Below are 13,895 nucleotides of genomic sequence, written 5' to 3'. Positions count from 1 at the left end.
GCACCACAGCCCGGCCCGCCCCCAATCCATGCAAAACGCCCCCGTCTCCGGGGGCGTGCAAACCTTGGCAATTCCTTAAAATGGCCCGCCAAGCCCTTGATTTTTCTTGCAGCTCAGGCTGTCTCTGGCAGCGATGGCTATTGCCCGGCCAAGGCTGCCTCTAGCGCCGGCTTGAACCGGTTTTCATAATCACTGCCCACCAGCGGCCCGATGAATTTGAACGCCACCGTCCCATCCCCCCGGATGATGAAGGTCTCCGGCGGCGCCGTCACCCCCCACTCTACCCGATTGCGTCCCTGCGGATCGGCGGCAATCGCGAAGAACGGGTTGCCATCCTCTTTCAGATAGTTCAGCGCCTTGGCCTCATCATCCATCATGTTGATGCCCGCAACGCGAATGCCCTGCTCTGCCATCGCCTTCAACACCGGATGCTCGGCCCGGCACGGCGGGCACCAGCTGGCCCAGAAGTTGACCACCGTCACCTCGCCCGTCACCAGATCCGCCGCCGTCAACAGCGGCAGGTCACCCAAGGCCGTCGTCGGCAGCACCGGCGCGGGCCGGTCAATGAAAACCGAAGGGATGTCGCTGGGGTTGTCGCGCTGCATCCCCCACATGAACATCGCCGCTAGCCCCGCAAACAACAGCGGCGGCAAAATCATCAGCCATTTAGACATTGGTTTTCCCCTGACGTGCCTCAACCTCGGCCAACTGCCGCTTGACCCGCCGCCCGCGCAGCACCGACAGCGCCACCAAAAGCAGGATCAGCAGGATCGAGGCCGCATAAGAGCCCAGCACTGCGGTTGCGTATTTTCCAAGATCGGGGATCATGCCAACCGCTCCCGCGCCAGCAGCGCCTGCAAGCGCCGCGCCCGAATTTCCGTCCGCGTCCGCATCAAGACCAGCGTCACGAACAACAAGACAAACCCGGCGATACAGACCAGCAGCGGGAACCAGAAGACGTCAGACACATTCTCTTCCTTGTCCAGCGACAGCGACGCCCCCTGATGCAGCCCCTGATTCCAGAAGTTGACCGCATAGCGCGACAGCAGCGCAAAGACCGAGCCGACCATGCACAGAACGCTGGTCAGATCGGCTGCCGTGTCGGGGTCGTCAATCGCCTGCCACAGCGCGATATAGCCCAGATAGAACAGCGCAAGGATCAGGAACGAGGTCAGGCGCGGATCCCAAGCCCACCAGGTGCCCCACATCGGCTGGCCCCACAGCGCGCCAGTCACCAGCGCAATCGCGGTGAAGGTCAGCCCGATGGGGGCCGCCGCGCGGGCCGCCAGCGCCGAGACATGATGCCGCCTCACCAGCCAGATCAGGCTGGCGACCAGCATCATCACCCAAGCGTTGATGGCCATCATCGCACTGGGCACATGCAGATAGATGATCTTGACGGTCGATCCCTGTTTGTAATCATCGGGCGTGAAGAAAAAGCCCCAGATCAGACCGGCGATCAGACACAGGACAGACAGCCCGGTCAGCCACGGCAAAGCCCAGGCTGAAGTCTGCATGAACTTCTTTGGATTTGCATATTCCCAGATCGACATGGGCGTTCGCTAGCCTCTCTTTTTCCTTGGCTCAAGTCACTATCATGTCATGGCCTAGCGCAGGTTGACGCGGATTGCCGCAGCCGCCGCAAAGGGCAACAGCGCCAGTGATCCGGCGGTTATTCCCGCCAGCAACAGCAAAGGCGTGCCGACTTGCAGGCCCAAGGCCCCCCGCTTGACCACCTCGGCCCCGAAAATCAGGGTTGGCACATAAAGCGGCAACACCAGCAGCGACAGCAGCAGACCGCCGCGCTTGACCCCCACAGTCAGCGCCGCGCCAAAGGCACCGATCACCGACAGCGCCGGAGTGCCCGCCGCAAGCGACACAACCAGCCACAGATACCCGTCCACCGGCAGGTTCATCAGCACCGCCAAAACCGGCGCCACCAATGTCAGCGCAAGCCCCGTCACCACCCAATGCGCCAGCGCCTTGATCGCCACCACGCCCTCAAGCGGGATCGGCGAGGTGGCGAGCAGATCAAGCGAGCCATCTTCGAAATCCAGCGCAAAGATGCGGTCCAGCGACAGCAGGCACGCCAGCAGCGCCCCAACCCACAAGATGCCCGGCGCGATCTTGGCCAGGGTCGCCCCCTCGGGGCCGACGCCAAGCGGCACCAGAACCGCCACCAGCAGGAAGAACGCAAGGCCAAGGCCAAAGCCCCCTCCGGCGCGAAAGGCCAGACGCAAATCCCGGATCAGCAGCGCGATCATGCAAATGCCTCGTCAAAGCCGCCGCCACCCGCCATCAGGGGCGACTTGGCCTTGAAGGGGGCCAGATCCAGCATCTGCGCCTCGGGCAGGCCCAGATCGATATGGGTGGCCAGCAAGGCCAGCCCCCCGCCAGCCAGATGCGCGCGCACAACGCCCGCAAACAGCGCCACACTGGCCATATCCAGCGAGACTGTGGGTTCATCCAGCACCCAGATCGGGCGGCCCGTGACCAGCAGGCGGGCCAGCCCAAGACGGCGCTTTTGCCCGGCCGAGAGGTTCGCGGCGCGGCGGTCTTGCAACTCGGTCAGGTTCATCGCGGCCATGGCAGCGGCCACATCGCCCCCGCCATGGATCGCGGCCCAGAAATCCAGGTTTTCGCGCACGGTCAGCACGGCCTTTAGCCCATCGGCATGGGCACCATAGGTCAGGCTTTCGGGGGGCGCGCTGATCTGGCCCTGAACGGCGGGCTGCAATCCGGCAAGGGTGCGCAACAACGTGGTCTTACCCACGCCATTGGGGCCGCGCAGCACCAATGCCTGCCCCGCGGCAAGGGCAAAGCCCACGCCCTCGAGCACGGTCAGGCCGCCGCGTTGCACCGCCAGATCTGTGACACGCAATTCCATGGGTCTTGCCTAGCCGATCGGGCGCTGCGGGGAAAGAGGGTGCGGCACATGGCGCCCGATGCCCTGCCCCGTCGCACGCGGCGCAGCCTGCCTTGGGGCCTGCACCATCAGACGGGCAGCAGGGCCGCCGCGATGCGCCGCCCTTCGGACAGCAACACGTTATAGGTGCGGCAGGCGGCGGGCGAATTCATCACCTCCAGCCCGATCCCTGCCTCTTCAAGCGTGGCCCGAAAGGCTTTGGGCGCATGGGCAATATCTTTGCCCATGCCCAGAAACAGAACGTCGATCTTGCCGCCAAGCGACAAGGGCGTTTCCGTATCAGTCAGCCCGCCCCACAGCCCTGCATCCCATGGGGTGATCAGGCAGGGGCCGCGCAGCACATGGCCGCCGACCCGAAAGAAACCGGGGCCGTAGGATTCGATCGGTTGAGCCGTGCCATAGCTGATTTCGGTCAGGCGCATCGCTGTCACGCGTCGATATTGGCGAATTCATCCGGGGTGCCGGATTTCTTCTTTTCGCTGCGGTCCAGCCCGATCATCAGCACCATGTTCTTGGCCACATAGACCGAAGAATAGGTGCCCAGAACGATGCCCACGGTGATGGCAAAGACAAAGCCACGGATCACATCGCCGCCAAAGACCAACATGGCGATCAGGGCGATCAGCGTGGTGCCCGAGGTCATCAGCGTGCGGCTGAGCGTTTCGTTGACCGTCAGGTTCATCACATCGCGCAGCGGCATGGTCTTGTATTTCATCAGGTTTTCACGAAGCCTGTCGAAAACCACCACCGTATCGTTGATCGAATAACCCAAGATCGTCAGCAAGGCAGCGATCACTGTCAGGTCAAACTTGATCTGAAACACCGCAAAGATGCCGATGGTGATGAACACGTCATGCACCAGTGCCGCGACCGCGCCCACCGAATACTGCCATTCGAACCGCAGCCAGATGTAGATCAGGATACAGCCCGTCGCCGCCACCATCGACAGCACCGCCGCCCAGATCAACTCGCCCGAGACTTTGGGCCCCACCGATTCGACGGATGCGATGGTCAGGGCCGGATCATGTGCCTTCAGCGCCGCCTCGACCGCCGTGATGGTTTCGGGTGTGATCGCTTCGCTGCCCTCTTGGGCCGAAATGCGCACCATGGCGACATTCTGATCATCGCCAAAGGTGGGGTCGAACACTTCGGTAATGACCACATCGCCCAACGGCAGGCCTTCAAGTGCCGCGCGATAGCCGCCGACATCCACCGCTTGGGTGGATTCAGTGCGGATCGTGGTGCCGCCCTTGAAGTCGATGCCGAAATTCAGGCCCATGAAGACCCAGGCGATGATCGCCACGACCGACAGGAACATCGAGCCGCCGAAGGTCAGCCATTGCCAGCGGAAAAAGTCGATATTGGTTGTTTCGGGAACCAGCCGAAGACGCCAAGCCATGATGGGTTTCCCTATACCGTGATGGTCTTCGGACGGGCGCGGTTGAACCACAGCTCGACGAAGATGCGCGTAACAAACAGCGCGGTGAAGACCGAAGTGATAATACCGATGCCCAGAGTGATGGCAAAGCCGCGCACCGGGCCGGTGCCGACAGCAAACAGCACGACGGCGGTGATAAAGGTGGTAATGTTGGCATCGACGATGGCCGATTTGGCCTTTTCATAGCCAAGCTCGATAGCACGACCGGCCGACCGGGCCGATCGCAGCTCCTCACGGATGCGTTCGAACACCAGCACATTGGCATCGACAGCCATACCGATGGTCAGCACGATACCCGCGATACCCGGCAGGGTCAGCGTGCCGCCAACGGTGGACAAAGCTCCGAAGATCAGCGCCATGTTGATCGCAAGCGCAATATTCGCAAAGAAGCCAAACAGGCCATAGCTTGCCCACATGAAGAACACGACCGCGCACATCGAGATGATGGCGGCAATCTTGCCTGCATCAATCGAATCCTGTCCCAGTTCGGGTCCGATGGTCCGCTCTTCCAGAAAGTTCATCTCGGCAGGCAAGGCACCGGCGCGCAGCAGCACGGCAAGCTGGGTCGATTCTTCGACACTGAACGACCCGGTGATGATGCCCGAACCGCCGGGGATATGGCTTTGAATGACCGGGGCACTGATCACCTCATCATCCAGCACGATGGCGAAGGGCGCTCCGATATTTGCCGCGGTGTAATCACCAAATTTGCGCGCGCCCGATGGGTTGAAGCGGAAGTTCACAGCCGGACGGTTGTTCTGATCAAAGGCGGGTTGCGCATCGGTCAGCTCTTCCCCCGTCACAACCGGGGTTTCCTCGATGATGTAATACACGCCCGGCTCGCCCATTGCGGGCAATAGCTGGTTGCGGGCACCGGGGTTGGCGCCTGCATCCGTGGTGCGGCCGACGACCGGGTTGAAGGTCAGTTTTGCCGTGGTGCCGATCAGCGCCTTGAGTTCGGCAGCCGAGCCAATGCCCGGCACCTGAATCAGCACGCGGTCTTCGCCCTGACGCTGAATGGTCGGCTCTCGTGTACCCACCTCATCAACGCGGCGGCGGATGATTTCGAGTGATTGCTGAATCGTGCGGTTGTCGGTTGCGGTCTTTTCGGCATCAGACAACTGGATCACAATTTCTTCGCCTTCCACCGACACGGCCAGATCGTTCTGGCCCACGCCGGTCAGGCTGACCACCGGGGTGGCAAGGTCGTTGATCGCATCCAGCGCCGCCGTCAGACCAGCGGGATTGGAAATCGCGACGCGCAGGGTGCCTTCGGGGCTGGGCTGGCGGCGCACATTGCCAACCTGATCACGCAGGTCGCGCAGGGCATCGCGCACTTCGGGCCACAGCGCATCCATCCGGGCCTTGTAGACATCTTCAACCCGGACTTCGGCCAAAAGATGCGCCCCACCCCGCAGGTCAAGCCCAAGATTGACAAGATTTGACGGCAGGAAGTTGGGCCACAGCGCCAGATCAGCGGATTGTTCAGCAGTGGCCGTGCCGCCAGCCGCGTCAATCGCGGTGGCGGCATCATTGTGTTTCTCAACATTGGTGTAGTTGAGATTGGGAACAGCAGCGATGATTCCCCATGCACAAACGAGAAGAATGAGGACACGCTTCCACAGCGGCATCGGGTTCATCGCACCAATCCTTACGAGGCTGCCGGTTCGGTCTTGTTCATGACCTGAGCAACGGTCTGCTTCACGATCTTGACCTTAACGCCATCAGCGATTTCCACCAGAACGGTGTTGTCTTCGTTGACATGCGTTACCTTGCCGATGATGCCGCCTTGGGTCAGCACCTGATCGCCACGCCGCAGCGCCTCGACCATCGCTTTGTGTTCTTTCAGCTTTTTCTGCTGCGGGCGGATCAAAAGGAAGTACATGATCCCGAAGATCAGGATCAGCGGCACAAAGCTGGTAAAGGCGGCGGCACCGCCACCTGCGGCGGCCTGTGCATAGGCGGGGGTAACGAACATGGGCGTCCTCTCACTGTCTCAGCGGGGGCTTCGCCCCGGTTTTCTTCGGCGCGCACCCTATAGGCGGGGCGATGGCGAGGCAAGCCGCCCCACACCACCCGCCAAAGGCATGCTTGCGCCGCATATATGGCCGCCAACCCGCGAATGGTAGGGCTATGACCTGTCTTTTCGCCCACCCTTTTCCCTTTCGATCAAATCGGGCATAAGCCGCAGGACAATTGCCAAGGATTTTCCCAATGCACGACATCAAAGCCATCCGCGAAAACCCAGCCGCCTTTGACCAAGGCTTGGCCCGCCGGGGATTGTCGGGCCTGTCGTCGGAAATTCTGGCGCTGGATGCCGATCGCCGGGCCAAGATCGCCGCAGCCGAAGCCGCACAGGCCGAACAGAACCGCGCCAGCAAGGAAGTGGGCGCCGCCAAGGCCAAGGGCGATGACGCCGAGTTCGAACGCCTGCGCGCACTGGTGGCCGAGAAAAAGGCCGAAGTTGCCAAGTTGCAGGCCGAAGCCGCCGCCGAAGACGTTGCCTTGCGTGATATGTTGATGGGCATTCCAAACCTGCCGCTCGACGCAGTGCCCGAGGGCCGCGATGAGAATGACAATGTCGAGGTGCGCAAATGGGGCACCCCACGCAGCTTTGATTTCACCCCGGTCGAGCATTTTGACATCGCCGGTGTGAAGCCGGGGATGGATTTTGAAACCGCTGCCAAGCTTTCCGGCAGCCGCTTTGTGGTGCTGAAAGGCGCTGTGGTACGTCTGCACCGTGCGCTGGCCCAGTTCATGCTGGACATCCATGTGAACGACCATGATCTGACCGAGATGTGGACTCCGGTGCTGGTCAAGGATGAGGCGATGTATGGCACCAACCAATTGCCGAAATTCGCCGAAGACAGCTATCAGACCACCAATGGCTGGTGGTTGGTTCCCACATCAGAGGTGACGCTGACCAACACCGTGGCCGGCGATGTGCTGGACGAGTCCACCTTGCCGCTGCGCATGACCGCCCACACCCAGTGTTTCCGGTCCGAGGCGGGTTCGGCAGGCAAGGACACCACCGGCATGTTGCGCCAGCACCAATTCGAAAAAGTCGAGATGGTGACGATCTGCACGCCCGAGACACATCTGGACGAACAGGCGCGCATGGTAAATTGTGCGCAGGCCATTCTGGAAAAGCTGGGCCTGCCCTATCGCACTGTGGTTCTGTGCACGGGTGACATGGGCTTTGGCGCACAGCGCACCTATGATCTGGAGGTCTGGTTGCCCGGCCAGAACCGCTATCGCGAGATTTCTTCGGTCTCGACCTGTGGGCAGTTTCAGGCCCGCCGGATGAATGCCCGCTATCGTCCTGCGGGGGGTAAGCCTGAATTCGTGGCCACGCTGAACGGGTCGGGCCTTGCCGTGGGGCGCTGCCTGATTGCGGTGCTTGAAAACGGCCAGCAGGCCGATGGCTCGGTTGACCTTCCGGCGGTTCTGCACCCATATCTGGGCGGCAAGACCCGGATTTCGGCCCAAGGTGGTCTGGAATGAACCCGAACCGGGATTGGAGCGTTGCACAATCATGACCCTGCGATCCCTGCTTGTTTTGCTCTTGACCCTGACCTTTGCGGCGGCGCCCTTTGTGACGCCGCCCTTTACCGGCTATCCCGCTGACACCTTTCCCGTGCTGATCGACCAGCCCGCGATTCAACCGATGGGCTATGCGTTTTCGATCTGGGGGGTGATTTACCTGTGGCTGGTGGCCCATGCGATTGTGGGGTTTTGGCGGCGCGCAAAAAGTATTGATTGGGATGGCACCCGCCTGCCCCTTGCCACCTCGCTGGGCCTTGGCACGCTTTGGCTGTGGATCGCGCCGAATTATCCGTTGATTGCCACTGTGGTGATCTTTGTGATGCTGGTGGCGGCGCTTGCAGCCTTTTTCGCCGCCGACGAATTTTATGACCGCTGGATCCTCTCGGCCCCGCTGGCGGTCTATGCGGGGTGGCTGTCGGCTGCGGCCTCGGTTTCGGTGGGAATCGTTCTGGCCGGGCATGGTATTTTGTCCAATACCGATGCGGCCTATCTGATGCTGGTGGTGATCCTTGGAGTGGCAAGCCTTGTGCAATATTTGCGCCCCGAAATGCCGGCCTATGGCATCACCGTGATCTGGGCCCTGATCGGGATCACCTTGGCCAATCTGCAAAGCCATTTCTTTGTGGCCTGTGCCGCTGGCGGCGCAATCTTTGCTCTGGGGTCGCTGTTGGCGTGGCAATGGCGCACACAGCGCAAGCTGCACCCCCATTGACGCCGCCCGCGGCTTCGGCCATGCCCTTGGCCCATGTTGCGCATTGAAAACATCACCTACGCCGTCGAAGGCCGCCCCTTGTTCGAAGGGGCTTCGGCCACCATTCCCACCGGCCACAAGGTTGGCCTTGTCGGGCGCAATGGGGCGGGCAAGACCACCCTGTTCCGCATCATCCGGGGCGAATTGGCGCTCGAGGGGGGCGATATTTCGCTGCCGTCGCGCGCGCGGATCGGGGGCGTGGCGCAAGAGGTGCCCTCGTCCGACACGTCGCTGATCGAGACGGTGTTGCAGGCCGATACCGAACGCAACGCCCTGCTGGCCGAGGCAGAAACGGCCACCGACCCGGCCCGGATCGCCGAAATTCAGGCCCGTCTGGCCGATATCGGCGCGTGGAGCGCCGAAGCCCGCGCCAGTGCCATTCTGCGCGGCCTTGGCTTTGACGCCGAGGCGCAACTGCGCCCCTGTTCCGATTTCTCGGGCGGCTGGCGCATGCGGGTCGCCCTTGCGGGTGTGCTGTTCTCTGCGCCCGATCTTTTGCTGTTGGACGAACCGACCAACTATCTTGATCTGGAAGGCGCGCTTTGGCTGGAAAGTTACCTGGCCAAATATCCGCATACGGTCATCATCATCAGCCACGACCGTGGCCTTTTGAACCGCGCTGTCGGATCGATCCTGCATCTTGATAACCGCAAGCTGACGCTGTGGACCGGCCCCTATGATCAGTTCGCGCGCCAGATGGCCGAACGCCGCGCCGTGCAGGCTGCCGAGGCGAAGAAGGTTGAGGCCCGCCGCGCCCATCTGCAAAGCTTTGTCGATCGCTTCAAGGCCAAGGCATCCAAGGCCGTGCAGGCCCAAAGCCGCGTGAAGATGCTGGAAAAGCTGCAACCGATCACCGCGCCCGAAGAGGCAAAGAAGGTTGTCTTCACCTTCCCCGAGCCCGAGGAACTGTCGCCCCCGATCATCAATCTGGACGGGGCCGCAGTGGGCTATGGCGGCCCGCCTGTGCTGAAACGGCTGTCGCTGCGCATTGATCAGGATGACCGCATCGCCCTGTTGGGCCGCAACGGAGAGGGCAAATCGACCCTGTCAAAACTGCTGGCCGGCAAATTGCCCGCCTGTGACGGCAAGATGTCACGGTCATCCAAGTTGCGCATCGGCTATTTCGCCCAGCATCAGGTTGATGAGTTGAACCTGAACGAAACCCCGCTGCAACATCTGCTGGCGCTGCGCCCCGACGAAGGCCAGGTCAAACTGCGGGCGCGGCTGGCGGGCTTTGGCCTTTTGGCGGAACAGGCCGAAACTGTGGTGGGCCGCTTGTCGGGCGGGCAAAAGGCCCGGCTGTCATTGCTGTTGGCCACGCTGGACGCCCCGCATCTTCTGATTCTGGATGAACCGACCAACCACCTCGATATCGAAAGCCGCGAAGCGCTGGTCGAGGCGCTGAATGACTATACCGGCGCGGTGATCCTTGTCAGCCATGACATGCATCTTCTGGGTCTGGTGGCCGACCGGCTGTGGCTGGTCAAGGGCGGCGCGGTCACCCCCTTTGCCGACGATCTGGATGCCTATCGCCGCATGCTGCTTAGCAGTGACGACGACACCAAGCCTGCGCCGGTCAAACTGGCCGAAAAGCCCAAGAAAGCGGGCCGGGATGAACTGCTTGCCCTGCGCGCCGATCTGCGCAAATGCGAAGATCGGCTGGCAAAACTGGCCGAGATGCGGGCCAAGCTTTCCGCCATCCTTGCCGACCCGGCGCTTTATGAAGACGCCCGGATCAACGAATTGGAAAGCTGGACGCGCAAATTTGCCGAGCTGGAAGAGGCCGAACACAAGGCCGAAGCCCTGTGGCTGGAGGCACAGGAAAAGCTCGACACCGCAGAAGGCTAGGACACGCACCCCTCTGCCCCTTCATCTGTTTCCAAATATCCCGGGGGTTGGCGCTTTCGCTCAGGCGAAAGCGCAAGGGGGCAGCGCCCCCTTTCTTCTTGCACGAGGCCGCCACCCCGCGTAACGCTTGGCCCATGGAAACCGCCTTTCTGATCACCGCTTTTGCCACGCTGTTCGTGGTGATCGACCCGCCCGGTCTGGTGCCCTTGTTCATTGCGCTGACCCAAGGCATGTCCGCCGAGAGGCGTCGGGCCATGGCGATGCGGGCCTGCCTGATTGCGGCGTTTCTGCTGACGCTCTTTGGCCTTGCGGGCGAGGCGATCCTTGGGTTTGTCGGGATCTCGATGCCCGCGTTTCGCATTGCGGGCGGCATATTGCTGTTTCTGACCGCGCTGGACATGCTGTTTGAACGGCGCACGCAGCGGCGCGAAGGCCAGCATGCCGACCCCGACCATGATCCTTCGGTCTTTCCGCTTGCCACCCCGCTGATTGCGGGGCCCGGTGCGATTGCCTCGATCATTCTGCTGATTGGTCAGGGGGGCGGGGATTGGGCGGCCACCTTCATGGTCCTTGCCCTCACCTGGGCGATGATGCTGGTCACCTTTCTGTTCCTCCTCGCCTCGCCCCCGCTTGAGCGGTTGCTGGGCCGCACCGGCACCATCGTCATCACCCGCCTGTTGGGGATGCTTTTGGCCGCACTTTCGGTGCAATTCGTGATTGATGGTGTGCGCCAGACCGGGCTGATCTAGCCCCGCTCTCTTGATGCCCTGCGCTCGGGTGCCTACCTTTGGGTCAGCAAAGGAATGCCACCATGGATGCCGAAACCCTTCCCCGCCTTGCCTATCTGGGCCTGTTGCTGGCGGCCCTGGCCGGCTGGCTGCTGGTAGAGTTTCGGGGCCGCATGGGCCTTGCCCTGCGCACGGGCTTTGCCTGGGGCATGATCTTTATCGGTGTGATGGCGGGCTATGGCCTGTGGCAAGACATCTCGCTGGATTTGCGACCACAGGTTCAGGTGATGGAAAGCGGCGATATTCGCATTCCGCGCGCCGAAGACGGGCATTATTATCTGCAACTGATGGTCAACGGGGTGCCGGTGGACTTTATGGCCGATACCGGGGCCACGAACATCGTGCTGACCAAAGATGATGCGCAAAAGCTGGGGTTTGATCCGCAGGCGCTGACCTATATGGGGAAGGCCCGCACCGCCAATGGCACGGTGCCGATTGCCCATGTCAAGCTGGACGATATGGCGCTTGGCCCGTTTCACGATCAGCGCCTGTCGGCGTGGGTGAATGGCGGAGAGATGGATATCTCGCTTTTGGGCATGGATTATCTGGGCAATTTCCGCATTGAAATCGACCGCAATGAAATGATCTTGCGGCGCTAACCCTTTTCCGCCTTCTTTTCCCACCGCCCGCTTTCTTCTGACCAGTATTGCGCGGCCAATCCCGCATCTGTCACCCGTTTCCACAAGGCGCGGGCCGCGCCCAAGCGGTCAGGATCGGCGCCGTCAAAGATCACCCAGACCCGTTCCAGATCGCGCGCTTCGTCCAGTGTGGTGTCGGCCCCGTCCAGCAGCATCAGGCCGCGCGCGCCATTGCGCACCGGCCCCTGCCCCAACAAGACGGGCTGGTCGGCATCATGTGGCCCGCCCTCGATCCCATGCGGCACAAAGCCGTCTTCGGGGTGCAGCCACAGCCTTTCGTCCAGCCGGTTCAACTGCGCAGCCTCACCCGAGCGGATCATGATGCGCCACCCCTGCCCCAAGGCGCGGTCCAAGAGCAGGCGCAGGGTCTGCTCAGATCCCGACCGGGTCAGGTGGTAAAACATCACAATGCCCATCGGGGCTTACTTCGCCTCATAAAGGTCGCGGATCAGCCGGTTCAGCGCCATCACACCCCAGCCCGTCGCCCCCTTGGGCGCAAGGGTCGAGTCCGCCTTGAGCAGTGCCGTTCCGGCGATATCCAGATGGCACCAAGGCATCCCCGGCTTGACGAACCGTTGCAGGAACTGTGCCGCCGTGATCGCACCACCATCGCGCCCGCCGACATTCATCATATCGGCGATCCGGGATTTCAGCTTGGCGTCATAGGCATCGCCCATCGGCATCCGCCATGCGCCCTCACCCTCGGCCTGAGCGGCCTTGAGCATGGCATTGCACAAAGCATCGTCATTGGAAAAGACGCCCGTATGTTCATGGCCCAAGGCAATGATGATGGCCCCGGTCAGGGTGGCAAGGTCGATCATGCCCTTCGGCGCAAAGCGATCTTGCGCATACCAAAGCACATCGGCCAGCACCAGACGGCCCTCGGCATCGGTGTTGATCACCTCGATCGTGTCGCCCTTCATCGAGCGGACCACATCGCCGGGCCGCTGTGCGCGACCGTCTGGCATGTTTTCAACCAGACCGACCAGACCCACGACATTGGCCTTGGCCTTGCGCAGGGCCAGGGCGCGCATCACGCCCGCCACCGTGCCCGCGCCGCCCATATCCATCGTCATCTCTTCCATCCCGCCCGCAGGCTTGATCGAGATGCCGCCGGTGTCGAAGACAACGCCCTTGCCGATCAGGGCAAAGGGTGCCTCGCCCTTGGGGCCGCCATTCCACTGCATCACCACCACTTTCGACGGGCTTTCCGACCCCTGGCCCACGCCAAGCAGCGCCCCCATGCCCAGTTTGGCCAGCTCGGCCTCTTCAAGGATCTCGACCTCCAGCCCCAGTTCCTGCATGGCGGCAAGGCGGGCTGCAAAGTCATCGGTGGTCAGCACATTGGCAGGCTCGTTCACCAGATCGCGGGTGAAGAACACACCTTCCACCACAGCCGCCCCCGGCGCCGCCGCGGCAGCCACCGCTTCGGGCTTGGCCACCATCATGGTGACGGCACCCGCCGGTTTGCGGTCCGCGGTCTTGTGCGGGGTAAACTCATAGGCCCGCATCGCCAGACCAAAGGCGATTTCCGGCGCTTGCGGATGCGCCTCGGCCAGAACCAGAGCAGGCGCCGGACCATGCGCCTTGCCGATTGCGGCCCCGGCCTTGCGCGCTTCGGCGACGCTGGCCTTTTTGGGCAGGCGCACCAGTTGCACGGCATCGGCCTCTAGCCCCGCCGGAAAGGACAGATCCAGCGCCTCACCCGGTTTCATCCGCGAGAACGCCTCGGACGCAAGGGCGCGCCCGATACCGCCGCGCATGATCCGGTCCAACCGCCGACCCGCCGCAGAAAGCGCCTGCCCCGCATCGGCCAGCAGCACAATACGGCCCTTTGCGGTGGCCAGAACATCGGTATCGGTTTCAACAAAGCGGATCTGAACGGGATCGGTCATCTGGCCCTCGGGGTTTTTGAATTGGGCAAAGGCTAGCCCGTGGCCCGGGAATTGACCAGATAGGA

The 13,895-nt window shown here is 62.2% G+C and carries 16 protein-coding genes; 5 read left to right on the top strand and 11 right to left on the bottom strand.

The genetic code is table 11. From position 1 onward, the window contains the following. Positions 1-137: 137 nt before the first annotated feature. The 9 genes from V3C85_RS09395 to yajC all read right to left on the bottom strand — a co-directional run bounded on the left by V3C85_RS09395 (position 138) and on the right by yajC (position 6,342). Positions 138-674, bottom strand: coding sequence for a DsbE family thiol:disulfide interchange protein (locus tag V3C85_RS09395; RefSeq protein ID WP_331794826.1), 537 nt, complete (start codon positions 672-674; stop codon positions 138-140). Further along, positions 667-828, bottom strand: coding sequence for a heme exporter protein CcmD (ccmD, locus tag V3C85_RS09390; RefSeq protein WP_331794825.1), 162 nt, complete (start codon positions 826-828; stop codon positions 667-669). The genes V3C85_RS09395 and ccmD overlap by 8 nt, the downstream gene beginning before the upstream one ends. Continuing rightward, a complete protein-coding gene (locus V3C85_RS09385) occupies positions 825-1,553 on the bottom strand; it encodes a heme ABC transporter permease (protein WP_331794824.1) in 729 nt (242 codons plus the stop codon). The genes ccmD and V3C85_RS09385 overlap by 4 nt, the downstream gene beginning before the upstream one ends. A gap of 54 nt (positions 1,554-1,607) precedes the next feature. Then, entirely contained in the window at positions 1,608-2,264 is a 657-nt protein-coding gene (ccmB, locus tag V3C85_RS09380) for a heme exporter protein CcmB (protein WP_331794823.1), read from the bottom strand. Beyond that, positions 2,261-2,887, bottom strand: coding sequence for a heme ABC exporter ATP-binding protein CcmA (gene ccmA / locus V3C85_RS09375; RefSeq protein ID WP_331794822.1), 627 nt, complete (start codon positions 2,885-2,887; stop codon positions 2,261-2,263). The genes ccmB and ccmA overlap by 4 nt, the downstream gene beginning before the upstream one ends. Before the next feature lie 107 nt (positions 2,888-2,994). After that, positions 2,995-3,348, bottom strand: a complete 354-nt coding sequence (locus V3C85_RS09370; RefSeq protein ID WP_331794821.1) for an Mth938-like domain-containing protein — start codon at positions 3,346-3,348, stop codon at positions 2,995-2,997. Between the two features lie 5 nt (positions 3,349-3,353). After that, positions 3,354-4,325 carry a protein translocase subunit SecF gene (gene secF / locus V3C85_RS09365; protein WP_331794820.1) on the bottom strand — a complete coding sequence of 324 codons (972 nt, stop codon included), beginning with the start codon at positions 4,323-4,325 and terminating at the stop codon, positions 3,354-3,356. Positions 4,326-4,336: 11 nt separating this feature from the next. Next, entirely contained in the window at positions 4,337-6,004 is a 1,668-nt protein-coding gene (gene secD, locus V3C85_RS09360) for a protein translocase subunit SecD (RefSeq protein ID WP_331794819.1), read from the bottom strand. An 11-nt stretch (positions 6,005-6,015) separates the two neighbouring features. Beyond that, positions 6,016-6,342, bottom strand: a complete 327-nt coding sequence (gene yajC, locus V3C85_RS09355; RefSeq protein WP_331794818.1) for a preprotein translocase subunit YajC — start codon at positions 6,340-6,342, stop codon at positions 6,016-6,018. Between the two features lie 236 nt (positions 6,343-6,578). On the opposite strand from yajC, the gene serS reads away from it, so the two are divergent. The 5 genes from serS (at position 6,579) to V3C85_RS09330 (ending at position 11,896) form a co-directional block, all read left to right on the top strand. Beyond that, positions 6,579-7,868, top strand: coding sequence for a serine--tRNA ligase (serS, locus tag V3C85_RS09350; RefSeq protein ID WP_331794817.1), 1,290 nt, complete (start codon positions 6,579-6,581; stop codon positions 7,866-7,868). Between the two features lie 31 nt (positions 7,869-7,899). After that, positions 7,900-8,622, top strand: coding sequence for a hypothetical protein (locus tag V3C85_RS09345; RefSeq protein ID WP_331794816.1), 723 nt, complete (start codon positions 7,900-7,902; stop codon positions 8,620-8,622). 33 nt (positions 8,623-8,655) lie between these two features. Beyond that, positions 8,656-10,509: an ABC-F family ATP-binding cassette domain-containing protein gene (locus V3C85_RS09340; protein ID WP_331794815.1), complete on the top strand. Its 1,854-nt coding sequence runs from the start codon at positions 8,656-8,658 to the stop codon at positions 10,507-10,509. Between the two features lie 134 nt (positions 10,510-10,643). Continuing rightward, positions 10,644-11,258, top strand: coding sequence for a MarC family protein (locus V3C85_RS09335; protein WP_331794814.1), 615 nt, complete (start codon positions 10,644-10,646; stop codon positions 11,256-11,258). 62 nt (positions 11,259-11,320) lie between these two features. Beyond that, positions 11,321-11,896, top strand: coding sequence for a retropepsin-like aspartic protease family protein (locus tag V3C85_RS09330; RefSeq protein WP_331794813.1), 576 nt, complete (start codon positions 11,321-11,323; stop codon positions 11,894-11,896). Here the strand turns inward: V3C85_RS09330 and V3C85_RS09325 are convergent. Then, entirely contained in the window at positions 11,893-12,351 is a 459-nt protein-coding gene (locus tag V3C85_RS09325; protein ID WP_331794812.1) for a DNA polymerase III subunit chi, read from the bottom strand. The two genes, V3C85_RS09330 and V3C85_RS09325, sit on opposite strands and share 4 nt — an antisense overlap. 6 nt (positions 12,352-12,357) lie before the next feature. Beyond that, positions 12,358-13,830, bottom strand: a complete 1,473-nt coding sequence (locus tag V3C85_RS09320) for a leucyl aminopeptidase (RefSeq protein WP_331794811.1) — start codon at positions 13,828-13,830, stop codon at positions 12,358-12,360. Positions 13,831-13,895 lie beyond the last annotated feature (65 nt).

The organism is Pseudotabrizicola sp. L79 (assembly GCF_036553525.1).
Taxonomy (GTDB): domain Bacteria; phylum Pseudomonadota; class Alphaproteobacteria; order Rhodobacterales; family Rhodobacteraceae; genus Pseudotabrizicola.
This window is presented reverse-complemented; position numbering and strand designations above follow the sequence as displayed.